This is a genomic window from Pseudomonas sp. AN3A02, from assembly GCF_011765255.1.
Lineage (GTDB): Bacteria > Pseudomonadota > Gammaproteobacteria > Pseudomonadales > Pseudomonadaceae > Aquipseudomonas.
In genome coordinates this window covers 930,115-955,075 of the sequence record NZ_JAARNI010000002.1, presented here as the reverse complement: position 1 = coordinate 955,075, position 24,961 = coordinate 930,115, and the positions used below count along the sequence as shown (strand labels likewise).

General features: G+C 60.4%; 21 protein-coding genes. 7 read left to right on the top strand and 14 right to left on the bottom strand.

Annotated elements, in window-relative coordinates:
* Positions 1-12: 12 nt before the first annotated feature.
* The 13 genes from HBJ59_RS14160 to HBJ59_RS14100 form a co-directional block, all read right to left on the bottom strand.
* Positions 13-1,971 carry an acetoacetate--CoA ligase gene (locus tag HBJ59_RS14160; protein ID WP_167663899.1) on the bottom strand — a complete coding sequence of 653 codons (1,959 nt, stop codon included), beginning with the start codon at positions 1,969-1,971 and terminating at the stop codon, positions 13-15.
* Between the two features lie 169 nt (positions 1,972-2,140).
* On the bottom strand, positions 2,141-2,914 hold the full coding sequence (locus HBJ59_RS14155; protein WP_167663898.1) for a 3-hydroxybutyrate dehydrogenase: 774 nt from the start codon (positions 2,912-2,914) through the stop codon (positions 2,141-2,143).
* A 7-nt stretch (positions 2,915-2,921) separates the two neighbouring features.
* Positions 2,922-4,313, bottom strand: a complete 1,392-nt coding sequence (locus HBJ59_RS14150; protein ID WP_093208848.1) for a GntP family permease — start codon at positions 4,311-4,313, stop codon at positions 2,922-2,924.
* 294 nt (positions 4,314-4,607) lie between these two features.
* Positions 4,608-6,005 carry a sigma-54-dependent Fis family transcriptional regulator gene (locus HBJ59_RS14145; protein WP_167663897.1) on the bottom strand — a complete coding sequence of 466 codons (1,398 nt, stop codon included), beginning with the start codon at positions 6,003-6,005 and terminating at the stop codon, positions 4,608-4,610.
* Positions 6,002-7,573, bottom strand: a complete 1,572-nt coding sequence (locus HBJ59_RS14140; RefSeq protein WP_076016311.1) for an ABC transporter ATP-binding protein — start codon at positions 7,571-7,573, stop codon at positions 6,002-6,004. The genes HBJ59_RS14145 and HBJ59_RS14140 overlap by 4 nt, the downstream gene beginning before the upstream one ends.
* 11 nt (positions 7,574-7,584) lie before the next feature.
* The gene (locus HBJ59_RS14135; protein ID WP_076016310.1) at positions 7,585-8,607 is read right to left on the bottom strand and encodes an ABC transporter permease; all 1,023 of its coding nucleotides are present in this window, start codon (positions 8,605-8,607) and stop codon (positions 7,585-7,587) included.
* Complete coding sequence (locus tag HBJ59_RS14130) at positions 8,607-9,668, bottom strand: microcin C ABC transporter permease YejB (RefSeq protein WP_003208021.1); 1,062 nt, start codon at positions 9,666-9,668, stop codon at positions 8,607-8,609. The genes HBJ59_RS14135 and HBJ59_RS14130 overlap by 1 nt, the downstream gene beginning before the upstream one ends.
* Entirely contained in the window at positions 9,668-11,527 is a 1,860-nt protein-coding gene (locus HBJ59_RS14125) for an extracellular solute-binding protein (RefSeq protein WP_167663896.1), read from the bottom strand. Before HBJ59_RS14125 ends, HBJ59_RS14130 begins: the two co-directional genes overlap by 1 nt.
* 140 nt (positions 11,528-11,667) lie before the next feature.
* Positions 11,668-11,949 carry a peptidylprolyl isomerase gene (locus HBJ59_RS14120; protein WP_003208024.1) on the bottom strand — a complete coding sequence of 94 codons (282 nt, stop codon included), beginning with the start codon at positions 11,947-11,949 and terminating at the stop codon, positions 11,668-11,670.
* 225 nt (positions 11,950-12,174) lie between these two features.
* A complete protein-coding gene (locus tag HBJ59_RS14115) occupies positions 12,175-13,035 on the bottom strand; it encodes a helix-turn-helix transcriptional regulator (RefSeq protein ID WP_167663895.1) in 861 nt (286 codons plus the stop codon).
* 56 nt (positions 13,036-13,091) lie between these two features.
* The gene (locus HBJ59_RS14110; protein ID WP_076016308.1) at positions 13,092-14,510 is read right to left on the bottom strand and encodes an aminotransferase; all 1,419 of its coding nucleotides are present in this window, start codon (positions 14,508-14,510) and stop codon (positions 13,092-13,094) included.
* 25 nt (positions 14,511-14,535) lie between these two features.
* A complete protein-coding gene (locus HBJ59_RS14105; RefSeq protein ID WP_167663894.1) occupies positions 14,536-15,636 on the bottom strand; it encodes a polyamine ABC transporter substrate-binding protein in 1,101 nt (366 codons plus the stop codon).
* Positions 15,637-15,738: 102 nt separating this feature from the next.
* Entirely contained in the window at positions 15,739-16,233 is a 495-nt protein-coding gene (locus tag HBJ59_RS14100) for a DUF1543 domain-containing protein (protein WP_076016306.1), read from the bottom strand.
* Between the two features lie 108 nt (positions 16,234-16,341).
* Here HBJ59_RS14100 and HBJ59_RS14095 point away from each other — a divergent pair, with 108 nt between their 5' ends.
* Positions 16,342-17,163, top strand: a complete 822-nt coding sequence (locus HBJ59_RS14095; protein ID WP_076016305.1) for an aldo/keto reductase — start codon at positions 16,342-16,344, stop codon at positions 17,161-17,163.
* Between the two features lie 55 nt (positions 17,164-17,218).
* Here HBJ59_RS14095 and HBJ59_RS14090 read toward each other — a convergent pair whose 3' ends face one another.
* Positions 17,219-17,737 (bottom strand): Hcp family type VI secretion system effector, encoded by a 519-nt coding sequence (locus HBJ59_RS14090; protein ID WP_076016304.1) that lies wholly within the window; start codon positions 17,735-17,737, stop codon positions 17,219-17,221.
* 476 nt (positions 17,738-18,213) lie between these two features.
* Here HBJ59_RS14090 and tssA point away from each other — a divergent pair, with 476 nt between their 5' ends.
* Genes tssA through tssG form a run of 6 tightly spaced genes read left to right on the top strand, consistent with a single transcriptional unit; the run spans position 18,214 to position 24,957 of the window.
* A complete protein-coding gene (tssA, locus tag HBJ59_RS14085; protein ID WP_167663893.1) occupies positions 18,214-19,764 on the top strand; it encodes a type VI secretion system protein TssA in 1,551 nt (516 codons plus the stop codon).
* Between the two features lie 34 nt (positions 19,765-19,798).
* Positions 19,799-20,296 (top strand): type VI secretion system contractile sheath small subunit, encoded by a 498-nt coding sequence (gene tssB, locus HBJ59_RS14080; RefSeq protein WP_076016302.1) that lies wholly within the window; start codon positions 19,799-19,801, stop codon positions 20,294-20,296.
* A 27-nt stretch (positions 20,297-20,323) separates the two neighbouring features.
* Complete coding sequence (gene tssC, locus HBJ59_RS14075; protein ID WP_076016301.1) at positions 20,324-21,799, top strand: type VI secretion system contractile sheath large subunit; 1,476 nt, start codon at positions 20,324-20,326, stop codon at positions 21,797-21,799.
* Complete coding sequence (gene tssE / locus HBJ59_RS14070) at positions 21,796-22,221, top strand: type VI secretion system baseplate subunit TssE (protein ID WP_167663892.1); 426 nt, start codon at positions 21,796-21,798, stop codon at positions 22,219-22,221. Before tssC ends, tssE begins: the two co-directional genes overlap by 4 nt.
* Positions 22,211-23,986, top strand: coding sequence for a type VI secretion system baseplate subunit TssF (gene tssF / locus HBJ59_RS14065; RefSeq protein WP_167663891.1), 1,776 nt, complete (start codon positions 22,211-22,213; stop codon positions 23,984-23,986). Before tssE ends, tssF begins: the two co-directional genes overlap by 11 nt.
* Positions 23,950-24,957, top strand: a complete 1,008-nt coding sequence (tssG, locus tag HBJ59_RS14060; RefSeq protein ID WP_076016298.1) for a type VI secretion system baseplate subunit TssG — start codon at positions 23,950-23,952, stop codon at positions 24,955-24,957. Before tssF ends, tssG begins: the two co-directional genes overlap by 37 nt.
* Positions 24,958-24,961 lie beyond the last annotated feature (4 nt).

The following is a 24,961-nucleotide window of genomic DNA, read 5'->3' as shown; positions in this document are numbered from 1 at the left end:
CGCTAAAACGTTTCATCTTTCTGCCAGCTCCGGGCGATCACGAAACTGCTCCAGGGCTTCGGGGTTGGCCAGGGCGTCGGTGTTCTTCACCACTTCGCCATGCACCACGTTGCGCACCGCCAGTTCGACGATCTTGCCGCTGATGGTGCGCGGGATGTCCGTCACCGCCAGAATCTTCGCCGGCACATGGCGCGGTGTGGTATTGGCGCGGATCACCTCGCGGATCTGTTGCTCCAGGGCGTCATCCAGTTCGACGCCGTCGTTGAGCCGCACAAACAGCACCACCCGCACGTCATCCTGCCAGCGTTGGCCGATGGCCAGGCTTTCCAGCACCTGCGGTACCTTTTCCACCTGACGATAAATCTCTGCGGTGCCGATGCGCACGCCGCCGGGGTTGAGCACGGCGTCTGAACGGCCATGAATCAGCAGGCTGCCATTGGGTCGCTGTTCGGCGTAGTCACCCTGGGCCCATACACCGGGAAACTGGCTGAAATACGAAGCCCGCAGTTTTTCCTGGTGCGGGTCATTCCACAAGCCGATAGGCATCGCCGGGAAGTGCCGGGTGCACACCAGTTCGCCTTTTTCGCCTACCAGCGGGCGGCCCCGGTCGTCCCAGACTTCGATGGCCATCGCCAGGCTCTTGCACTGCATCTCGCCACGCCGCACCGGCAGCACCGGGTTGCCGATCACGAAGCAGGAGACGATATCGGTACCGCCAGACATCGACGACAGGCACAGCTCGGGCTTGATCTCGCGGTACACGTAGTCGTAGCTCTGTGGCGACAGCGGCGAGCCGGTGGAGATCAAGCCCTTGAGGCTGCTCAGGTCATGGCTCAGCCGCGGTTGCAGCCCGGCCTTTTCCAGGGTGGCGAGGAACTTCGGACTGGTGCCGAACACGCTGATTTTTTCCTGGTCGATCAGGTCCATCAGGCGTTCCGGCCCCGGGTGAAACGGTGAGCCGTCATACAGCACCGCCGTGGCGCCGATGGCCAGCACCGACACCAGCCAGTTCCACATCATCCAGCCGCAGGTGGTGTAGTAGAACAGGCAGTCATCCCGGGACAGGTCTGCGTGCAGGCCGTGTTCCTTGAGGTGGGTGAGCAACACGCCGCCGGTGCCGTGGATGATGCACTTGGGCACGCCGGTGGTGCCGCTGGAATAGAGGATGTACAGCGGATGATCGAAGGGCACGGCGACGAAATCGGGTTCGCCGCCGGGGGTGTAGAAGTCGTCCCAGAGTGCAACGTTGGCCCGGGTCTGATAATCCTCGGGACGCGCTTGCGGGCGGGCGTACGGCACGATGATCAGCTGTTGCAGGGACGGCAGCCGCTCGAGGATTTCATTGAGCTTGCTGCTTTGGTCGATGACCTTGCCGGCGTAGCGATAACCGGCGCAGGTGATCAGCACCTTGGGTTCGATCTGGCCGAAGCGGTCGATCACGCCCTGGGTGCCGAAGTCGGGCGAGGAGCATGACCAGATCGCGCCGAGGCTGGTGGTGGCGAGCATGCCCACCAGAGTTTGCCAGGTATTGGGCATGCACGCTGCGACCCGGTCACCTACGCCCACACCAGCCGCCCGCAGGCTGCGTTGCAGGCCGGCGACGTGGTGGGCCAGTTCGGCGTAGGTCAGTTGTTCGCGCTGGCCGTCTTCGCTGATGGCGACCACGGCGGGATGATCGTCGCGACGGCGCAGCAGGTGCTCGGCAAAATTCAGAGTGGCTCCGGGAAACCACTGGGCGCTGGGCATCTTGGCGTCTTCGATCAGCACCGCGCTGGGTGGCGTGCGGAACTGCACCTCGAAAAACTCGACAATGGACTGCCAGAAATCCGGGCGCTGGTCGATGCTCCACTGGTGCAGGGCCGGGTAGTCGCTGATCTGCAAGGCATGGCGATCATTGATGAAGCGCCGGAACTGATCCATCCGGGTGTTGTGGATGCGTTCGGAGGAGGGTTGCCAGAGTATTTCGGACATAAGGAAATCTCTTTTTTATTATCTGATCTATCAAGCGACACCGTTCAAAATGTGGGAGCGGGCTTGCTCGCGAATACGGTGGGTCAGTTCCAGATGTGTTAACTGATACACCGCATTCGCGAGCAAGCCCGCTCCCACATTTGATCTCCGGTGTCTTGGGGATCGTCGTTTACTGCGCCAGCCAGCCGCCGTCGATATTCCACGCCGCGCCCCGCACCTGGCTGCCGGCTTCACTGCACAGGAACAGCACCAGCTCACCCAGTTGCGGCGGCGTCACAAACTCCAGGGACGGCTGCTTCTCCGCCAGCAAATCCTGCTGCGCCTGCTGTGGGTCAACCCCGGTGGCGATGCGATCATCAATCTGTTTCTGTACCAGCGGCGTCAACACCCAGCCCGGGCAGATGGCGTTGCAGGTGACATTGCTCTGGGCGGTTTCCAGGCCCACCACCTTGGTCAGCCCGATCACCCCATGCTTGGCAGCCACATAAGCCGCCTTGCCCACCGAACCCACCAGCCCATGCACCGAGGCAATGTTGACGATCCGCCCCCAGCCCTTGGCCTTCATGCCCGGCAGGCTCAACCGCGTGCTGTGGAACACCGACGACAGGTTGATCGCAATGATCGAGTCCCAGCGCTCCACCGGAAACTCGTCAACCAGCGCCACATGCTGAATCCCGGCGTTGTTCACCAGGATGTCGATGCCGCCAAACTCGCGCTCCGCGTAGGCGATCATCTCGGCGATCTGTGCCGGGTCGCTGACATCCGCCGGGTGATGCCCCACCTTGCCACCGAAGGCCTGCACCTGGGCGATCACCGCGCTGGCGTCGCCGAAGCCGTTGAGGATCAGGTTGGCGCCGGCTTTGGCCAGGCTCAGGGCGATGCCCAAGCCGATGCCGCTGGTGGAACCGGTGACCAGGGCGGTCTTGCCGTTCAATGTCGTCATATCAACCTCACACAATGCCGGTGGCGTAGAAAGTACCAATCACCACGAACACCGCGAGGGTCTTGATGATCGTGATGCCGAAAATATCTTTATAGGCTTCGCGGTGGGTCAGCCCGGTGACCGCCAGCAGCGTGATCACGGCACCGTTGTGGGGCAGGGTGTCCATGCCGCCACTGGCCATGGCCGCGACCCGGTGCAGTACTTCAAGGGGGATATTGGCCGCATGGGCCGCTGAAATAAAGCTCTCCGACATGGCCGCCAGCGCAATGCTCATGCCGCCCGAGGCGGAACCGGTGATACCGGCCAGCAGGGTCACGGTAATCGCTTCGTTGACCAGCGGGTTGGGAATGCCCTTGAGCCAGTCCGCCAGCACCAGGAAGCCCGGCAGCGAGGCGATCACCGCACCAAAACCGTATTCCGAAGCGGTGTTCATCGCCGCCAGCAATGCACCGCTGACCGCGCTCTTGCTGCCCTCGGCGAGCTTGCTGCGAATCGCCGAGAAGCCGAATACCAGCACCACAATGATCCCCACCAGCAACGCCGCCTGCACTGCCCAGATCGCCGTGAGCTTGGCGACTTCGGTCTGCACCGGCACGCTCATGCCCGGCAGGCTGAGGGTGTGGGTCTTGCCGTACCACAGCGGAATCCAGTGGGTGAACAGGAGGTTCATGATGCCCACCAGCAGCAGCGGCGACAGCGCGATCCACGGGTTGGGCAGCTTGATGTCTTCGGCGGTCTCCGGCTCGTTGCGCAGGTTGGTGCCATAGCCTTCACCGGCGCGCTGGGCCTTGTTGCGCTGGCGCGCCAGGTACAGCATGCCGACGCAGAACACGAAGATGGTGCCGATCAGCCCCAGCCACGGCGCAGCCCAGGCGGTGGTGTTGAAGAAGGTACTGGGGATGATGTTCTGGATCTGCGGCGTGCCGGGCAGGGCGTCCATGGTGAACGAGAACGCGCCGAGGGCGATGGTTGCCGGCAGCAGGCGCTTGGGAATATTGCTCTGGCGGAACATCTCGGCGGCAAACGGGTACACCGCGAACACCACCACAAACAGCGACACGCCGCCGTAAGTCAGCAGGGCGCACACCAACACGATCACCAGCATTGCCTGGCGGGTGCCGAGCAACCGGATCGCGGCGGCGACGATGGAGCGCGAGAAGCCGGAGATTTCAATCAGCTTGCCGAACACCGCGCCGAGCAGGAATACCGGGAAATACAGTTTGAGGAAGCCGACCATCTTCTCCATGAACACCCCGGTGAAGGCGGGAGCGACAGCGGAAGGGTCGGTGAGCAGCACAGCGCCGAGGGCGGCGATGGGGGCAAACAGGATGACGCTGTAGCCACGGTAGGCGGCCAGCATCAGCAGCGCCAGGGCTGCGAGGGCAATGATCACACTCATGGTGTGTCTCCATCTGATTGTTATTTTTGTGGGGTGAGGCGATGGGAGGGGCTATAGCGAGATGTGTGCCAGGTTCTTAACATGTTGAAATATATAGAGAAATTCTTGATCTGTGAGAGTGTTCTCAAGTTTTGTCCCGAGTTTGAGACTGTTGGAGATCAAATGTGGGAGCGGGCTTGCTCGCGAATGCGGTGTATCAGGCAGTAATTCAGGCACTGACACACCGCATTCGCGAGCAAGCCCGCTCCCACATTGGATTTTCTCTGTATTTGGAATTGTGTCTCTTTTTTGAGACTAGGCGATGCCCAAGGCAACCATCTTCTTGTACAAGGTCGACCGGCCAAGCCCCAGCCGCTTCGCCGCCTCCACCACATTCCCCTCACATTGCTTCAACGCCGCCCCAATCACCTGCCGGTCAAAGCGCTCCCTGGCCGCGCTGAAACTCTCACCCTCAACGGTCTCTACCGAGCTGTGCTCTACCGGACTGAACGTACCAATTGCCGCGCGAATTTCACTGGCATCCAGCACCAGGTCATCACTCAACAACGCCGCCCGCTCCAGCACATTGCGCAGCTCGCGGATATTCCCCGGCCACGCATGCTGCGCCAACAACGCCAAGGCCTCGCGGTCCAGTTCATGCTGGCTGCGCAACTCCTCCAGTATCGCCTCACTCAACGCCGGCAAATCATCCAGCCGCGCACGCAACGGCGGCACCTGGATCGGCAGCACATTCAGGCGGTAATACAGGTCCGCGCGGAACTCTCCGCGCTTGATCGCCGCTTCCAGATCCATGGAGGTGGCGGCAATCACCCGCACATCACTGTGGATCATCTCGTTGGAGCCCACTGGCTCGAACTCTTTCTCCTGCAACACCCGCAGCAGCTTGCTTTGCAGCGGCAGCGGCATGTCGCCGATCTCATCGAGAAACAGCGTGCCGCCCTGGGCAATCTGCAACTTGCCGGGGCGGCCCTTGCGGTCTGCGCCGGTAAACGCGCCCGGTGCCGTGCCAAAGAATTCGGCTTCCAGCAAATCATGGGGAATCGCCGCGCTGTTGATGCTCACAAAGGCTTTGTGCGCCCGAGGCGATGCACCGTGAATCGCCTGGGCCAGCAACTCCTTGCCGGTCCCGGTTTCCCCCAGCAACAACACCGGCGACTCCGCACTCGCACTGCGCCGGGCCCGGCGTTTGACTTCCAGGCTGGCCGCGCTGGTGCCGATAAAGTGCGCAAAGTTGTACTTGCTCTGCCGCGACCGTAGCAGCGACCGGGTGGAAGCCAATTCCTGCTGCATGCTCAGGTAGCGCTCGATCAGCGGCGACAGGTTGCGCAATTCATCAAACAGCGCAAACCCGATCGCACCGATCACCTTGCCTGCGTCGTCGTGGATCGGCAGCCGCATCACCACCAGCGGGCCTTTGGGCGTGTCCTGGATATCCAGCAGAATCGGCTGGTCGTTGCGGACCACCTGGCGCAACAGGCTGTTGGAAATCACCTGCTCGCACGGCTGGCCGATGGCTTCGTCGGCGCTTTTCAGGCCGAAGCGCCTGGCGTAGCGCTCGTTCATCCAGACGATATTCGCGTCACCGTCGACAATCACCGTGCCTTCGCTGGACTGCTCGATGATCTCGAACAACGACTGGATCGCCAGGCCTCGAACGTATTGGTAATCCTTGAGGCTGCCGGTGGCGTTCATGGATGCGCCGCCGCGAGGAGTTCCTGGGTGTAGGGATGTTGAGGCGCGGCAAACACTTCATCGCTCGGCCCGCGCTCCACCACCTTGCCGTCCTTGATCACGATCATGTCGTGGGCCAGGGCCCGCACCACCGCCAGGTCATGGCTGATAAACAGGTAGGTCAGGCCATACTTTTCCTGCAACTCAAGCAGCAGGGCGACCACCTGTTTCTGCACGGTACGGTCCAGCGCCGAGGTGGGTTCATCCAGCAGGATCAGCGCCGGTTTGAGTACCAAAGCCCGGGCGATGGCGATGCGTTGGCGCTGGCCGCCGGAGAATTCGTGGGGGTAGCGATGGCGGCTGGCCGGGTCCAGGCCGACATCTTCCAGCACGCGGATCACTTGCGCTTCGCGGTCCTTGAGGCTGCACGGGGCGTGCACTTCGAGGCCTTCGCTGATGATCTGCGCCACCGACATCCGCGGGCTGAGGCTGCCGAACGGGTCCTGGAACACCACCTGCATCTGCTTGCGCCACGGCTGCATCTGCTTTTGCGTCAGGCCGTCGAGGGCCTCGCCCTGGAAGCGAATCGCGCCGCTGGAATCCAGCAGCCGCAGAATCGCCTGGCCCAGGGTGGATTTGCCCGAGCCGGACTCGCCGACAATCCCTAGCGTCTTGCCGCGCTGCACCGTCAGGCTGATGCCGTCCACCGCTTGCAGGTACTGCTTGCGCCGGAACAATCCGCCGCCCAGCGGGAACTGCACGCTCAGGTTATCCACCTGCAGCACGGTCTCCCGCGCCTCGTGATTCAAGACGATGCCTGCCGGTTCAGCATCCAGCAGCAGGCGGCTGTAAGGGTGCTTGGGGGCGCAGAACAGGGTTTCGCAATCCGCCTGTTCGACAATTTCCCCTGCTTTCATCACGCACACCCGCTGGGCAATGCTGCGCACCAAGTTGAGGTCATGGCTGATCAGCAGCAGCGACATGCCCAGCCGTTGTTGCAGGGACTTGAGCAGCAGCAGGATCTTGCGCTGCACCGTCACATCCAGCGCGGTGGTGGGTTCGTCGGCGATCAACAGTTCCGGCTCGCAGGCCAGGGCCATGGCGATCATCACCCGCTGGCGCTGGCCGCCGGAGAGTTGATGGGGGTAGGCCTTGAGGCGTTCCCGGGGTTTCTGGATGCCCACCAGTTCGAGCAATTCAAGGATCCGCGCCTGGGCTTGCTTGCCGCCCAGGCCCTTGTGCAACAGCAGGGTTTCGCCGATCTGCTTCTCGATGCTGTGCAGCGGATTCAGGGAGGTCATCGGCTCCTGGAAGATCATCGCGATCCGGTTGCCCCGCAGTTTTTGCAGGGTGGCGGGCGAGGCGCCGAGCAGTTCCTGGCCGCGATAACGCACCGAACCGGTGGTTTCGGTGCCGGCCTCGGGCAGCAGTTGCAGGATCGAATGGGCGGTCACCGACTTGCCCGAACCCGACTCGCCCACCAGCGCCAGGCACTCGCCGGGGCGCACGTCCAGGCACAGCTTGCGCACCACGGTCTGGCCGTTGAAGGCGACACTCAGGTCGCGAATCTCGATCAGGTTTTCAGTCATCTCAACGGCCTTCATGAGCGTGGGTCGAAGGCGTCACGCAACGCCTCGCCGATAAACACCAGCAACGACAGAATCAGCGCCAGGGTGAAAAACGCGGTCAGCCCCAGCCATGGCGCTTGCAGGTTTTGCTTGCCCTGGGCGATCAGTTCACCCAGTGACGCGCTGCCGGCGGGCATACCGAAGCCGAGGAAATCCAGGGCGCTCAAGGTAGAAATCGCTCCGGTCAAAATGAACGGCAAATAGCTCAAGGTGGCGGTCATTGCGTTTGGCAGGATATGCCGGCGGATGATCTTGCCGTCCCCCAAGCCCAGTGCCCGCGCGGCCTTGACGTACTCCAGGTTGCGCCCCCGCAGGAACTCGGCGCGCACCACGTCTACCAGGGCCAGCCACGAAAACAGCGCCATGATCCCCAGCAACCACCAGAAATTCGGCTCGACAAACCCCGACAGAATGATCAGCAAGTACAGCACCGGCAGCCCGGACCACACTTCCAATATTCGTTGCCCGAGCAAGTCCACCCAACCACCGTAGTAACCCTGCAAGGCCCCGGCGGCGATGCCGATGGCAGCGCTGATGGCGGTGAGGGCCAGGGCAAACAGGATCGATACCCGTGCGCCGAAGATCACCCGTGCCAGTACGTCGCGGGATTGGTCGTCGGTGCCCAGCCAGTTCACGCCCGATGGCGGGCTGGGGGCAGGGCGGGTCAGTTCATAGTTGGGCGTGTCGTCGCTGAACGGGATCGGCGGGAACAGCATCCAGCCGCCGTCCTTCTTGATCAGGTTCTGCACGTATTCACTGCGGTAATCCGCCTGGAAGGGCAGTTGCCCGCCGAACTCCTGCTCGGTGTAACGCTTGAACACCGGGAAATACAGTTCGTCCTGGTAGCTGAGCACCAAAGGTTTGTCATTGGCGATCAACTCGCCGCCGAGGGTCAGGATAAACAGGCCGATAAACAGCCACAGCGACCACCAGCCGCGACGGTTTTTCTTGAAGCGTTCAAAGCGCCGACGGGCCACGGGAGAGAGCTTGAGCATCAGGCGTTCCTCGCGGCGAAGTCGATACGCGGGTCCACCAGGGTGTAGCAAAGGTCACCGATGAGTTTTATCAAGAGGCCAAACAGCGTGAAGATAAACAGCGAGCCGAACACCACCGGATAGTCCCGTGAAACCGCTGCTTCGTAGCTCATGCGGCCCAGGCCGTCGAGGGAGAAAATTACCTCGATCAGCAGCGATCCTGCAAAGAACACCGCGATAAACGCCTGGGGAATCCCCGAAATCACCAACAGCATGGCATTGCGGAACACATGCCCGTAAAGAACCCGGCGTTCACTCAAGCCTTTGGCCCGGGCGGTGACCACGTACTGGCGGGTGATTTCATTGAGGAACGAGTTTTTGGTGAGGATGGTCAAGGTGGCAAAGCCGCCGATCACCAGGGCGCTGACCGGCAGTACCAGGTGCCAGAAGTAATCGGCGATCTTGCCGACGGTGCTCAACTGGTCGAAGTTTTCCGAGACCAGGCCGCGCACCGGGAACCAGTTCAACGAGGTGCCACCGGCGAAGACCACGATCAGGAACATCGCAAACAGGAACGCCGGCATTGCGTAGCCAATGACGATCGCGGTGCTGCTCCACACATCAAAGCTGCTGCCATGGCGCACCGCCTTGCGAATCCCCAGCGGGATCGACACCAGGTAGGTGATCAAGGTGGCCCACAGGCCGAGGGAAATGGTCACCGGCATCTTTTCCAGGATCAGGTCGGTCACGCTTTTGCCACGGAAGAAACTGTTGCCGAAGTCCAGCTGGGCGTAGCTCTTGAGCATCAGCCACAGGCGTTCCGGCGCGGGTTTGTCGAAGCCGTATTGTTTTTCGATGTCCTTGATCAGCTTCGGGTCCAGGCCACGGCTGGCCCGTGAGCCGCTGCTGAGGCTTTCGGCAGACGAACCGCCGACGCCACCGCCACCGATGCCTTGCAGGTGGGCGATGGCCTGTTCCACCGGCCCGCCGGGCGCGGCCTGCACGATAACGAAGTTCACCAGCAGGATAATCACCAGGGTGGGAATGATCAGCAGCAAGCGCCGCACGATATAGGCAAACATCAGCGGGCTCCCGGGCGTTTGGTCAGTTCGGCTTTCATCTGTTCATTGGTCAATGGCGTGGGGCTGATTTCCCACCAGGTTTCCAGGGCCTCATCGGTTTTGGCCTCCACGGCCGGGCGGCCGAAGCGGTTCCACCACGCGGCGGAGGTGCCCGGCGGGTAGTAGTTGGGAATCCACAGGTAATTCCATTGCAGCACGCGGTCCAGGGCGTGGGCATAACTGAGCATCTGCGCCTGGGTGTTGGCCTTGACCAGGCCGTTGATCAGGCTGTCGACGGCCGGGTCTTTCAGCACCATGTAGTTGTTGGCGCCGGTATCAAATGCAGCGGCGGAACCGAAGTAGTTGTACAGCTCCATCCCCGGCGAGGTGGTGACGGGGAAGCCGGTGACGATCATGTCGTAGTCCCGGGCCATCAGGCGGTTGACGTATTGCGAGGAGTCGATACGGCGGATATTGAGGGTGATGCCGATCTGCGCGAGGTTGCGTTTGTACGGCAACAGCAAGCGCTCAAGGCCGTTCTGGGCATTGAGGAAGGTGAATTCCAGCGGCTCGCCCTCGGCATTCACCAGCTTGTCGCCGTCGGGTTTCCAGCCAGCCTGCTCCAGCAGCGCCAGGGCTTGCAGTTGCTTGTCGCGGATCATCCCGCTGCCGTCGGTGGTCGGCGCCTTGAAGACTTGGGTGAACACTTCGTCGGGAATCTGCCCGCGCAGGGGTTCCAGAATCGCCAGCTCCTGGGCGTCCGGCAGTTGGGTCGCCGCCAGCGGGCTGTTGGAGAAGAAGCTCTGCTGGCGGATGTACATGTTGCGCATCATCTGCCGGTTAGCCCATTCGAAGTCCCACAACATGGCCAGGGCCTGGCGCACGCGGCGGTCCTTGAACATCGGCTTTTGCACGTTGAACACATAGCCCTGGGCCGGTTGCGGCGCCTCTTTGGCCAGGTGCGCGCGCTGCAGGCGACCATCGTCGAGGGCCGGGCCGTTGTAGCCGATGGAGTAGCCGGTGGCGGAGAATTCGCGGTTGAAGTCGTAGGCACCGCCCCGCAGGACCTGGCGCGCCACTTCGGTGTCGCCGAAATATTCCAGGCTCAGGTGATCGAAGTTGTAAAGGCCGCGGCTGATGGGCAGGTCCTTGCCCCACCAGTTCGGGTCGCGCTTGAAGGTGATGGTGTTGCCGGCATCGACCTTGCTGATGGTGTACGGGCCGCTGCCCAAGGGAATCTCGTAGCCGCCACCGTCGGCGAAGTTGCGGGTTTTCCACCAATGTTCGGGGAATACCGGCAGGGTGGCGACATCCAGGGGCAGGGTACGGTTTTCGTTGCTGGAGAAGTCGAAGCGCACCTGGCGCGGGCCTTCGACTTCGACGTGTTTGACGTCGGCGAACAGCGTGCGGTAGCGCAGGCTGCCCTGGGTCATCAGCAGGTCGAAGGTGTAGCGCACGTCTTCGGCGGTGATCGGTTGGCCATCGGCGAAGCGCGCCTTGGGGTTCAGGTAAAAACGCAGGGACAGACCGTCGTCTGACCGCTCCATCTTTTCCGCCACCAGGCCGTAGACCGTGTAGGGCTCATCCAGGGAGCGCTGGGCCAGGGGCGAATACAGCCAACCGTCGACCTGGCTGACGCCGATGCCTTTGTCTCCATAGGGCAGTACATGGTCGTAGCGCCCGATTTCGATCGCCGAACGCCGCAAGCTGCCGCCCTTGGGGGCATTGGGGTTGGCGTAGTCGAAATGGGTGAAGCCGGGTTGGTATTTGGCCGGTTCGCCGTATACGGTCAGCGCCGACTGCGGCGCGGCGATCACGGCGGTGCTGGCCAGCAATAGGGCCAGGGTGGAGCAAAACAGGGTAGAAAAAGCGACTCGCATTATCAGCCTTGGGCGCCGGGTGAAGAGGTAAAGGGATTTGTACGCTATGCGCGTGCGCCCCGCCAGTTATCACACTGTCACAGATGCACAACGGCCCACCAAAAGGCGGGCCGTTGTTTTAAACATTAGCGCGGACCGAATCAGTCCTGACGGCTGGTCACTTCCAGCAGGTGATAACCGAACTGGGTTTTCACTGGGCCTTGCACGGTGTTGACCGGGGCGCTGAAGACGACGGTGTCGAATTCTTTAACCATCTGGCCCGGGCCGAACGAACCCAGGTCGCCGCCTTGACGGCTGGACGGGCAGGACGAGTTGGCTTTGGCAACTTCGGCGAAATCGGCGCCGCCTTCGATCTGTGCTTTCAATTCGTTGCACTTGTCTTCGGTGGCAACCAGGATGTGACGGGCGGTGGCTTTGGCCATGAGGGATAACTCCTTGGGTAAAAACGGTGAGCGTACCGGATTCAGGTGGTTATTTCCTGGCAAAGTTCCCCCGGGTTGCATGGACGGTTCAGGAGCTCCGCCCCCTGTAGCAGCTGTCGAGCTCCAGCGAGGCTGCGTCGGCCGCACCACCGCGGTTGCGCCAGGCACATGACCGGGTCGCTCCCAACGCAGCCTCGCTGGGGCTCGACAGCTGCTACGGGGGGGTCAGGTGTGGCGGGCCATTACGCCGCTGTGGGTCAGCCAATCGATAAACAGCGCAAACAGCTCCGCCTGGGAGTTGATCTCAAGCTTGGTATATAAATGCTTGCGGTGCATGCGCACGGTTTCCGGGGAAATGCCCAGCACTTGGGCGGTGGATTTCACCGAGTGCCCGCGCAATATCAGGTGGGCGATCTCCCGTTCGCGCACGGTCAATACACCGCTGCCAAAATGCATGAACGCCGCTTCTATCTGCTGATGCACCTGGGTCTGGGTGAAAGTCTCGTCACTGATCACCTTGCACAGCCCGCCGGTGGTGCCGAAGCGCCGCAGCAGTTCACGCACGATCGGTTGGGCGGTTCGTTGCAGCGCCAGTTGTTCATCGCTGAACTGGCCGGCACTCAGCCCCTGGAACATGCACAGGGAAATCTTGCTGTTGGGGCACAGGTCGACGATGTAATAGCTCTCTTGGGCGCCGCCGCTGCGCAGGTAGTAGGTCTTGTAGTACTCGCTGTTGAAGAAATCGTCCGGGGCGATTTGCGCCAAGTGGTAGAAACCTTCGGCCAGGCCCTTGTCCACCGCCAGGCAGAACGGGTCCAGCAGGTAGCCCCGGGAAAAGTAGCGGTTGATGATTTCTTCGTAGTGCGGCCGGGGGATGCCTTGCTGGTACAGCAAGTGCGGCGCCTGGCCCTGGCGCTCCAGGCTGATCATCATCGATTCGATGGGTGTCAGGGCGCTGAGGGCGCGGGCCAGGTGTTCAAGGAACGACGCTTCGTCAACGCTGACGAAGGCGTGGGCCAATGCGCCATTCCAGGCTTCAAGCACCTGGAAGGACGGGGCAGGGCAGTGATCGGCATTCTGGTTCATGCCGGCCAGTCTACCCGCCGGCCAGGGCCCCGGCAAAAGCACCGGGGCGCCCAGGCTCATCGGCCCTGATACTCGCCGCTCTGGCGCAGCTCTTCGGCGGTGTCGAGGATGCACTGGCGCAGGATTTCCACCACTTGATCCACCTGGGCATGGGTAATGATCAGCGGCGGCGACATCACATTCAGGTGACCGATGGGCCGCACCAGCAAACCTTTGGCCTGGGCCCGCAGGTGGATCTTCTCGCCGATATTCACCGCGTCCGGCAGCAGCGCCTTGGTGTGTTTGTCGGCGACAAACTCAATGCAGGCCATCAAGCGCTGGCAGCGCACGTCGCCCACCAACGGCAGGCTGGCCAGGGTTTGCAGGCGCTGTTCGAGGTACACGCCGACATCCTCGACATGCGCCAGCAGGTTTTCCCGCTCGATGATCTCGATGTTCTTCAGCGCCGCCACGCAACTCACCGGGTGGCCGCTGTAGGTGAACCCGTGGGTAAAGCAACGGCCCTTGCCCGGCTCGCCGATCACTTGCCAGATGCGATCCGAGAAAATACATGCGCCCAACGGCAGGTAGCCTGACGTCAGGCCCTTGGCGGTGGTGATGATGTCCGGCTGCATGTCGAACACCTCCTCGGAGGCGAAGAATTTTCCCAGCCGGCCGAAGGACGTCACCACTTCATCCGCCACGTAGAGCAGGTCGTAGCGTTGGCAGATTTCCCACATGCGCCGGTGATAACCTTTCGGCGGAATGATCACGCCGCCCGAGCCCATGATGGGTTCAGCAAAGAACGCGGCGACTTTATCGGCGCCGATGGTCAGGATCTTGTCTTCGAACTCATCCACCAGGAAATCGAGGAACTGCGCTTCGCTCATGCCCTCCGGCGCCCGGTAATAGTTGGGGCACGAGATGTGGTGGAACAGGTCGCTCATGAAGTCGAATTCGGGGGCGCGGTCGGCGGCCTTGTTGCCGATGGACATCGTGAGGAATGTCGAGCCGTGGTACGCACTGAAGCGCGAGATGATGTGTTTCTTCTCATGCTTGCCGCGGCTGTTCTGATAGAACTGCACCAGGCGGTAGGCGGTATCGACGGCCGTGGAACCGCCGGTGGTCAGGAACACATGGTCGAGGTCGCCGGGGGCCAGGCTGGCAAGTTTGGCGCACAGTTCGATGGCGGTGACGTTGGCCATGTCGCAGAACGGGTTGGAGTAGGCCAACTGGCGCACCTGGTTGGCGATGGCGTCGGCCATTTCTTCGCGGCCCAGGCCGATGTTCGTACACCACATGCCGCCGACGGCATCCAGGTAACGGTTGCCGGTGGTGTCGTAGATGTAGGCACCGTCACCGGCCGCGATGTTCAGCGAGCCTTGCTCACGGTGCTCATCGAACATATGGAAGCCGTGCATGTAATGCGCCTTGTCGGCGGCGTCCAGTTGCTCGTGGTCGAACTGGGCGAAAAAAGCAGGATTTGGCAGAGTCATGGCATTTACCTTCAATGGCTGGGTTTCACTTGCCGGTCTTCACGGCGTTCCAGGTACGGGTGATCAGGCGCACGGCGGCTTGGGACTGGCTTTTCTGGGTGAACAAGCGCTGCATCGTCGCCGCGTCCGGGTAGATGGCCGGGTTGTCGCGTATCTCCGCATTTACAAAGGGCTTGGACGCCAGGTTGCTGTTGGCGTAGTGAATGGTGTTGCTGACGCCGGCGATGACCTGCGGTTGCAGGAGGAACTCGATGAACGTGTGGGCATTCGCCACGTGCGGGGCGTCGGCCGGGATGTAGAAGTTATCGAACCAGATCAGCGAGCCTTCATTGGGAATGAAGTAACCCAGGTTGACCTTGGCCCCGGCTTCCGCCGCCCGGGCCTGGGAAGTGGCGTAGTCGCCCGACCAGGTAGTGGCCATGCACAGCTCGCCGTTGGCCAGGCCGTTGATAAAGCCGCTGGAATCGAATTTGCGGATGTACGGCCGTACCGCCATCAGTACATCCTGGGCGGCCTTGAGGTCTTTGGGCGCCACGCTGTTGGGGTCGAGGCCGAGGTAGGTCAGGGCCAGCGGGATCATGTCAGTAGGGGAGTCCATGAAGGTGATGCCACAGTCGGCAAAACGCGAAATGATCTTGGGGTCGAAGATCATCGCCAGGGAACCGATGGGCGCATCCGGCATGCGTTCCTTGATCTTGTCGATGTTGTAGGTCACGCCATTGCTGCCCCAGGTGTAGGGCGCCGAATAGGTCACGCCCGGATCATGGGTTTCAAGGCTTTTCAGCACTAGCGGGTCTAGGTTGTTCCAGTCGGGCAGCAGCGTTTTGTTGAGGGGCTGGAAGGCCTTGGCCTTGATCAGCAGCGGTACCAGTGACGCGTTGAGCACCACCAAGTCATATCCCGAGCGCCCCGAGAGCAGCTTGCCCTGCACGGTTTCGTAGGAGTCGTAGGTGTCGTAGACCACCTTGATGCCGGTGGCTTTCTCAAAGTCGGCGAGGGTGTGTTCCCCGATGTAATCGGCCCAGTTGTAGATGCGCAAGGTGTTGCCCGGGTCGTCAGCGGCCTGGCTGAGGGACGTGAATGCAAGCAAGACAGCGCTGAACAGGGCGATAACAGCTTTATGCATGGCGGACCCACCTTGAAATTGTGCTTGTTGTCAGGCCGAGGGGCTGATTGCACTTTCAGGCAGGTAGCGGGTGGGCGCCATACCCCGTTCGGGTAGGAGGCGTCAGGGCAGTACGATGTAGTCGTTTCGCGTGACGACCGGGCGGTGAGCGCCTTGCTCCAGGTGGATATAGCGTCCGTCTACCAGGTCGATGGGCAGGCAGTCATCGATATCCAGCACACCGTCGGTATGAGATTGCGTCCAGTGCGGGAGCATCTGCCGTTTGCCCTGGGCAGCAGCTTCCTTGGCCGTGCGCGCAACCACCAGCAGGTAGTGGTGGGCTTCGCCAAAGATGTTCGATTCATAACCGCCCAGATTGATGAAGTACAGGCGCGGCGCACCGGCGTTAGGCGCCAGGTGGCTGAGCTGGACTTTCCAGCCGTCGACGCCGTCGACCGTCATCCAGGAATCGATATGCACACCTTTCGGGCTGCCAAACCAGCCCTCGCGCAGTTGCGGGTAGGCGCCTTCCAGGGTGTCGGCCACGGCGAACACTACGTCATGCACTTCGATTTTCGCACGGGGGTGCTTGCCCCCAAGCATGACCACAAACAGCATTGCGCGTCCTTTGTTTGGCTGGGATGGAAAGGGCCACGATCCTTCGATTGAACCCTTTTGTCCAGTCGGTGCCACACTGTTAATTCGCGAATTCATCAGGAGGTTGTCATGCGCACCATTGATCTGGCCGGCGTTCCCGTCCCTGTTATCGGCCAGGGGACCTGGCGCATGGGCGAAAATCCCGGCCAACGCAGCGCCGAGGTCGCCGCGTTGCAATTGGGTATTGATGAGGGCATGACCCTGATCGATACCGCTGAAATGTATGGCGAAGGCGGCGCCGAAGACGTCGTCGGCGAAGCGATTCGCGGCAAGCGCGACCAGGTGTTCCTGGTCAGCAAGGTGTACCCGCACAATGCCAGTCGCAAAGGCGTTCCACTAGCCTGTGAAGCCAGTCTCCGGCGTCTCGGCACCGACTACATCGACCTGTATCTGCTGCATTGGCGTGGGCAATATCCCCTTGAAGAAACGGTGGAAGCCTTCGAGCGCTTGCGTGAGGCGGGCAAGATCGGTCGCTGGGGCGTGTCCAACTTTGATGTGGCCGACCTGCAGGAACTGGCGTCCCCGGTCTGTGCCACCAATCAGGTGCTCTACAACATCGAAGAGCGCGGCATAGAGTTCGATCTGCTGCCTTGGTGGCAGCAGCATAATTTGCCATTGATGGCCTACTGTCCCATTGCCCAGGGTGGCGAGCTGTTGGCCAGCCCAACCCTTAAGCAAATTGCCCGTCGCCATGAGGTCACACCCGCCCAGGTTTCCCTGGCCTGGGTATTGCGCCAGGACGGTGTGATCGCCATTCCCAAGGCCGTGACGCCCGAGCATGTTCGGCTCAATGCCGCGGCGGCAAAGCTGGTGCTGGATGAGCACGACCTGGATGCGATTGACCGGGTTTTTGGTGCGCCGAAGCGCAAGCACCCATTGGCGATGGTTTAGTAACCGACAGAAACGGCGCCGTCCATGGCCTTGCCGTGTCTGTTTCGGTGGGTGCTTAGCCGGCGGCTACCGGGCTGCGCCAGTCATCAGAGCCCGTGGTACCGCATGCCTTATGGGTCCATAGGATTTTTCGGTAAGTGAAATACACATCCTCCAAGTGAGTGAAGTGCGCATTGGTCGGGTCCTGGCAGTTGGGCATCCGTGACTGGATGTCCACCAGAATCGCGTCCTCCAGCTCGATGGTGAAGTAGTGCTCCTGGTTGCCGACTGAACAGGTGCGGTACAAGTCAAGGCGGCACTTGACCATTTCCCCGGAGGTCAATGCGTTGAACAGTAGCGGCGAAGATTTATCGAATATCTTGCTGATCATCAGCGGCTTGTGCACGCGCTGCCCGGTGGGTTGGCCGGATTGTGGATCACGGGGAATGATCACCTGGTGCTGGAACCCCTGCACCAGAATCTGGTTTTCGTGGCCTTCCTGATAAATGTTGCCGACCGAGTCCTTAGTGAACGTGCCTGCCGTAATGAAGCCTTGCTTGGCGCCGGTGATGGATAGATACGCGGGTGTTGGCATAAGTGGTTTCCTTGCCTGATAAATGAGGTCGCCCCAGTCGGCTGATTTGCCGACTGGGTAATACTCGATATCAAGAAGCGTGCCGGAAAGTCCAAAAGCTAATGAAATCTGGGAGTTAAGATTTTATTGGTTTTCTTTTATGGCGTGATGCTGGTTTGTAGCTGAAGTTAGTTGTATTTGTTTGCGCAGAGGTGTGCAGTTAGTTGCAGCGTATTGATACGTGGCTTGTTCGCCGGGGCGATACATAAAACATAGTCGTACGCGTTATTTGGGTTGCGCAACTTGTTGCGCACCGGCGAATTTTTATTTTTGTAGGAAATTCCTTAACCGTTACTTCGTGGCTTGAACATTGCCTTTTGCATGGATAAGGTTCGTACTCTTCTCGCCGGGAAGACGAACTTAAAGCAGTGTTCTGACGTTTGCTTAAATTGCCGTTAGTTCACTCATGTGTCCAGGGAAGTAGAGTGCGGCCCATAATGGTTTATTCAGACAGGCTTTCCGATTTCTACCTGAAACTTGCGCAGACGCCCAACTCGATAGAGAGTTTTGCGGGCGCCGATATGCGTTTTTCTACTGAGTACGAGGCACTTGAAACCGAACTGGGCAAGGCGCATTCAATGCACGGTAACAGTCAGCCTGACTGGCAATGGGTCGTGGAAAAAAGTGAGGCCTTGTTACGCCAACAGTCCAAGGACTTGCGAGTCGCGGTCTGGTTGACCTGGGCATTGCATCAGCGCGAATCCTTCCCCGGATTGCTCGCAGGCCTCGGATTGTTGCGCTACCTCTGTGAGCATCATTGGGCGGTCGTATACCCAAGCAAACCGCGCACCCGCAGTGCAGCATTTGGTTGGCTGGTCCCTCGCCTCGATCAGATGCTTGCGCAAAATCTTTCGTTCAAGGACCAACGGCCCTTATTCCACTGCATGCTCGAACACCTGACCCGGCTGGATGAGTTATGGACTCAACATCTCTGCGGAGATGCGCCATTGTTGCTACCGATTCGCAGGCGGCTCTCGGACGGGTTGCAGCAGACAACCGAGAGCGATCCACCGAGTGTTATCGCAGCAGGGATCGCCCAGATCACACAGGTAGCGACTCAACTGCTGGCGCCCGAGCCGGTCGTGGATAACGAAAGGGATGCCCATAAGCTGCTGCGTACGCTGCAGGAGAATGCCCGGCCTTTGTCTGCCTGGTGGCAGCGCCAGAATGCTACTGACCTGCGCGCGCTACGTCTGAACCGAACGTTGACCTGGCTGACGATCACCAGCCTCCCGGACTGTGACAACGAGCAGGTCACGCCTTTGCGAGGCCCGGCGCCGGACAAGCTCAAGCGCTACCAGGAGCGCTTTGTCCAAGGGCAGTACGCCGACCTGTTGTTGGAGCTTGAGGTCAGCCTGGCTTGCGCTCCTTTCTGGTTTGACGGGTTGTACAGGGTGTGGGAGTGCCTGCAGACACTTCAGGCCGATTTGGCCATGACCGAGCTGGAAGTGCACTTCGCCTTGTTGCTCCAACGATTGCCTGGGCTCGTGCAGTTGCGCTTTCACGATGGAACACCGTTCGCCGACTCCGTCACCCGGGGCTGGATCAACACGCAGGTTACCCGCCATCTGCAAGGTCCGGTGTCACCCAAGACTGCACTTGATGCCCAAGCTGCCCCTTGGGACAAAGCATTACACGACGTCATGCCCGTGCTGCGCAAGGATGGCTTCAAGGCGGCCGTTCGGTCGCTCAAGCAAGGCCTGCAAAGCGCCGCAGGCGACCGTGCCCGATTTCATTGGCGGCTAGGCCAGGCCAGGTTGTGTGTGCTGGCGGGCAAGCATGACCTTGCCAAAGTCCAGCTTGAGCACCTGGACCACGAACTGCAGCAATCAGGCTTGCAGCGCTGGGAGCCCGAACTCGCGGTTGAAGTGCTTCAACTCCTGCATGGCTGTTGTGACGTGTTGCCGCAAAGCCATTCTGTGCGTGAGCGCAAGGAAGATGTCCATCGCAGGCTATGCCACTTCGATCTTGAAGCGGTACTTGAATAGGCTTTCGAGCCACCCGAAAAAAAGGAGAAATACCATGGCGAAAGAAGGTTCGGTAGCCCCCAAGGAACGCGTCAATATCACGTTCAAACCCGCCGTCGGCAACGCGCAGGAAGAGGTGGAGCTGCCGTTGAAACTGCTGGTGCTTGGCGACTTCACCCAGCGCGAAGACCCGCGCCAGCTCGAAGACCGCAAGCCCGTCGGCATCGACAAGAACAGCCTTGACGAGGTGTTGGCCAAGCAAGCCTTGAGCTTGACCTTAAGCGTCCCCAATCGGCTCCAGGATTCTACCGAACCCGATGAGCTGGCGATCCAGGTCAGGATCAACTCCATGAAGGACTTCAACCCTGCGCATCTGGTTGAGCAAATACCCGAGCTGAAAAAGCTCATGGAACTGCGTGATGCACTCGTGGCGCTGAAGGGGCCGCTGGGCAACACACCGAGCTTTCGAAAAGCCATTGAAAACGCCCTCGCCGATGACGAGTCCCGCACCCGGGTATTGGCGGAATTGGGGCTGGGCAGCCCAGCCGTATGACTCACTCAGTAAAAGGACACTGACACTATGACTACCAGCCAAAGCCCGTTGCACGCTCCCGCAACTGATGAATACAGCATTCTCGACGACATCATTGCCCAGACCCGTCTCAGCGCCGACGATGAGGCCTATGGCATCGCAAAGCGCGGGGTCTCGGCATTTATCGAGGAACTGATCAAGCCGCAGAACCGGGGCGAACCGGTCAAGAAGCGCCTGGTTGACCGGATGATTGCCGAGATTGACGCACGGCTGAGCCAGCAAATGGATGAGATTCTCCACCATCCCGATTTCCAGGCGCTGGAGTCGTCCTGGCGCGGCCTGCAATTGCTGATTGAGCGCACCAATTTTCGTGAAAACATCAAGATCGAACTGCTGAACGTCTCTCGCCAGGACCTGCTGGATGACTTCGAAGACTCACCGGAAGTTACCCAGTCTGGCCTCTACAAGCATATTTACAGTGCCGAATACGGTCAGTTCGGCGGTCAGCCCGTAGGGGCAATCATCGCCAATTATTTCCTCTCGCCCAGTGCGCCCGACGTCAGGTTGATGCAGTACGTTTCAAGCGTTGCCTGCATGGCCCATGCACCGTTCATCGCGGCCGCCGGCCCAGGGTTCTTTGGCCTGGAGAGCTTCACCGGCCTGCCCAACCTCAAGGACCTGAAGGACCACTTCGAAGGGCCGCAGTTTGCCAAATGGCAGAGCTTTCGCCAGAGCGAAGATGCCCGTTACATCGGCCTCACCGTTCCGCGCTTCCTGCTGAGGACGCCATACGATCCCATTGATTGCCCGGTCAAGACCTTCGCTTACCAGGAAAATGTGGCCAGCAGCCACGAGCATTATCTGTGGGGTAACACGGCGTATGCCTTCGCCACCCGCTTGACGGACAGCTTCGCCCGGTTTCGCTGGTGCCCGAACATTATCGGCCCGCAAAGTGGTGGCGCGGTAGAGGACTTGCCGCTGCATCACTTTCACAGCATGGGTGAGATCGAAACCAAGATTCCTACCGAGGTGCTGGTATCCGACCGACGCGAATACGAACTGGCGCAAGAAGGCTTCATCGCCTTGACCATGCGCAAGGGCAGCGACAATGCGGCGTTCTTTTCCGCCAGCTCGGTGCAGAAACCCAAGTCCTTTGGAATCAGCGCCGAGGGCAAGGTCGCGGAGCTGAACTACCGGCTTGGCACCCAGTTGCCTTACATGATGATCGTCAATCGACTGGCCCACTACCTCAAGGTACTGCAGCGCGAACAGCTGGGATCGTGGAAGGAACGCACCGACCTCGAACTGGAACTCAACAAGTGGATTCGCCAATACGTAGCCGATCAGGATAACCCCAGCGCCGAAGTGCGTGGACGTCGCCCGCTTCGGGCGGCACGTATCGTAGTCAGCGATGTCGACGGAGAGCCCGGTTGGTACCGCGTCAACCTGAGCGTTCGGCCGCACTTCAAGTACATGGGGGCGGACTTCACATTGTCTCTCGTCGGCAAGCTCGACAAAGAATGAGCCGTAGCCACGTGATTACCCAAAACCGCAGCCTGTTCGAACGCCTGGATTCCGGCGTGGGGCGCAGCCCGCAGGGCTGTGCCGTGGAGTCCGTGGCAAGCCACTTGGCGAAAATGCTCAGCACCCGTGTGGGCAGCGTACAGACGCTCCCGGACTACGGGTTGCCTGATCTGAACGACATGCGCCTCAGCCTGCATGACGCGTTGATCCAGGCCCGTTTCCTGATTGAGCGCTCTATCCAGGCCTATGAACCTCGTCTGAAGGATGTATGTGTCAGGGCAATACCTCAGGACCGTGATCCGTTGACCCTGGCGTTTTCCATCGAAGGTGCAATGGAGGTCGACGGCTTGACGCAAACAGTCGCTTTCTGCGCAAGCCTGGCTCACGGCGCACAGGTTGAGGTCAAACCGGATGTCGTTTAATCGCTATTACCAGGGAGAGCTGAGTGCGCTGCGGCAGTTGGGGCGACGCTTCTGCGAGCGTAACCCGGCACTCGCACCGTTTCTGGGGGAGGCCGGACAGGATCCGGATGTGGAGCGGTTGCTCGAGGGTTTTGCATTCCTCACGGGTCGCTTGCGTCAGAAGCTTGATGACCAGTTGCCGGAGTTGAGCCACTCGTTGATGCATTTGCTGTGGCCCAACTATATGCGGCCGCTGCCGGCGTTCAGCATGCTGCAGTTTGACCCGCTCAAGCGGGCAGGGCCTGCCATCAGGGTCGAGCGGGATACACCGGTGGAAAGCATTGCCATCAACGGTGAGCGTTGCCGTTTTCGTACCTGTTACCCGACGCAGGTTTTACCGCTGCAACTGGCGGCCCTGGAGTACTCGGTACAGGGCGAGGGCGCTTTGCTGTGCCTGCGTCTGGAAATGACGGCCGAGGGTAACTTCAGCGAGTTGGCACTGGACTGCTTGCGTCTGCATCTAGCGGGGGAGCAGCCCCTCAGCCAGGCGCTTTACCTTGGGCTTTTGCGTCATTTGGACGGGTTCGAGTTAGTGCCTTTGGGACGCGACGGGCAGCCGGTTATCGGCGCTGATGGCGAGGCTACCTCATTGCGTCTGTCCAGTAACGCGATCAGCCCAGTCGGCTTTTCCGAAGAGGAGGCACTGATCCCTTACCCGTTGAATACCTTCCGTGGCTATCGCCATTTGCAGGAGTATTTCGCCTTCCCCGACAAATACCTGTTTGTCGATGTAGGTGGTCTGGATGTGCTCAAAGGGTTGCCCGTTGACCTGCTCAAGCAGGTGCACGGCCTGGCGCTACGCTTCAACATGCGTGGCCGCGGCCTTGAACGACTGACGCCGACCCTGGACAACGTGAAGCTGTATTGCACGCCCATCGTCAATCTGTTCAAGCACGATAGCGTGCCAATACGCCTGGACGGCAGGCAGGACGAATACCTGCTGTTGCCTGGCGAATACACCCGGGGTAACTGCGGCATATTTTCCATCGACAAAGTCACAGGATGGCGGCCGGGAGGCCTGGGTTATCAGGAATATGTACCGTTCGAGTCGTTTGAACATGATTTTGGCAGCGGGTCGCCCAGCTATGGCGTTCGCCTGCGACCTTCACTGCAACATACCGGAATGGACACCTGGCTGAGTTTCGACCAACGCCAGGGGCATGATCAGGAAACCCTGTCGGTTGAGCTGACCTGTACCAACCACAACCTGCCGCGCCTGTTGCAGGTGGGGGATATCAACCAGGCCTGCGAGCAGACGCCCGAGTTTCTGACGTTTCGCAACCTCACAGCCGCAACGCCCAGTTTTTCGCCTCCTCTGGACAGCGACTTCCTGTGGCGACTGATCAGCAATATGTCGCTCAACTATTTGTCATTGACCGATATCAACGCCTTGAGAGTGATCCTCGAAACCTACGACCTGCCGCGTTATCACGACCGCCAGGTTGAGAAGGTCAGCCGGAGACGGTTGGGCGCACTCCAGTCGATCAGTCACCAGCCTGTGGACCGGTTGCACCGAGGCCTGCCATTTCGCGGGTTGCGGGTTGATCTCACCATCGATCCAGAAGGTTACCTGGGGGAGGGCGACGTGTTTGTTTTTGCCTCGGTACTCAATGAGTTCTTTGCACTTTACGCCAGCCTCAACTCGTATCACGAACTGCGAGTGATCAGCACACAAGGAGACGTGTACCTATGGCCACCTCGCATGGGCCAGCAGCCCCTGCTTTAACCGCACTGTCCCGAATGATTCGCGAGTACTCGGTGTTTCAGGCGGTCGCGCAGATCATCGAGCGTTTGCGCGAGGCGCACCCCTCGCTTGACGAGGAAGCGTTGTACGACCAACTGGAGTTCCAGGCCAATCCTGGCTTCGGGTTTCCCGGCAACGATATTGACCGCGTGGAGTTTTTTGTCGAGCACGGCCATTTGCGGGCACGCCTTCGTCTCAATGTGCTGGGGCTGTTTGGTACGGGGTCACCGCTGCCAGCGTTCTATGGTGAGCAAGCCTTTGCCGACGCAGTGGGCGGTAATTCGACGCGTGATTTCCTGGATCTTTTTCACCATCGCCTGCACCGGTTGATAGTGCCGATCTGGCGGAAATACCGTTATCAGGCGAGCTTTCAAACGGGCGCCTGCGATCCATTTTCCGAGCAGATGTTCGCGTTGGTAGGTCTGGGTGGCAGCGCGATTCGCAGCGGCGCCCAACTGAACTGGAAGCGTCTGTTGCCCTACCTGGGACTGCTCAGTCTGCGTGCGCACTCCGCCGCACTGATCGAGACCGTGCTGCGTTATTACTTCAAGCACAGTCGGCTGGTCATCGAGCAATGGGTCAAGCGCACGGTGGTAATCGGCCAAGAGCAGCGTAATGACCTTGGTCGCAGCTATAGCACGCTGGGTTCTGACCTGGTGCTGGGCGACCGGATTATCGATCGCAGCGGGATGTTCAGGGTCCATGTGCTGGCACTGGGGTGGGAGCGGTTTCATGATTTTTTGCCCACCGGGTCAGGTTATGAACCGCTGTGTGCGCTGGTGCGTTTCGCCGTCCGGGACCCCTTGGAGTACGACGTGCGATTGGTGTTGGCAGAGGGAGAGGTTCGGCCGTTGCACATTGGTGAGCACAACGTCTGCCGCCTGGGCTGGACCAGTTGGTTGGGGCATGAGCGAGCCGACGGTGTGGTCACCTTGGCCAGTAAAACTCATTAGGGAT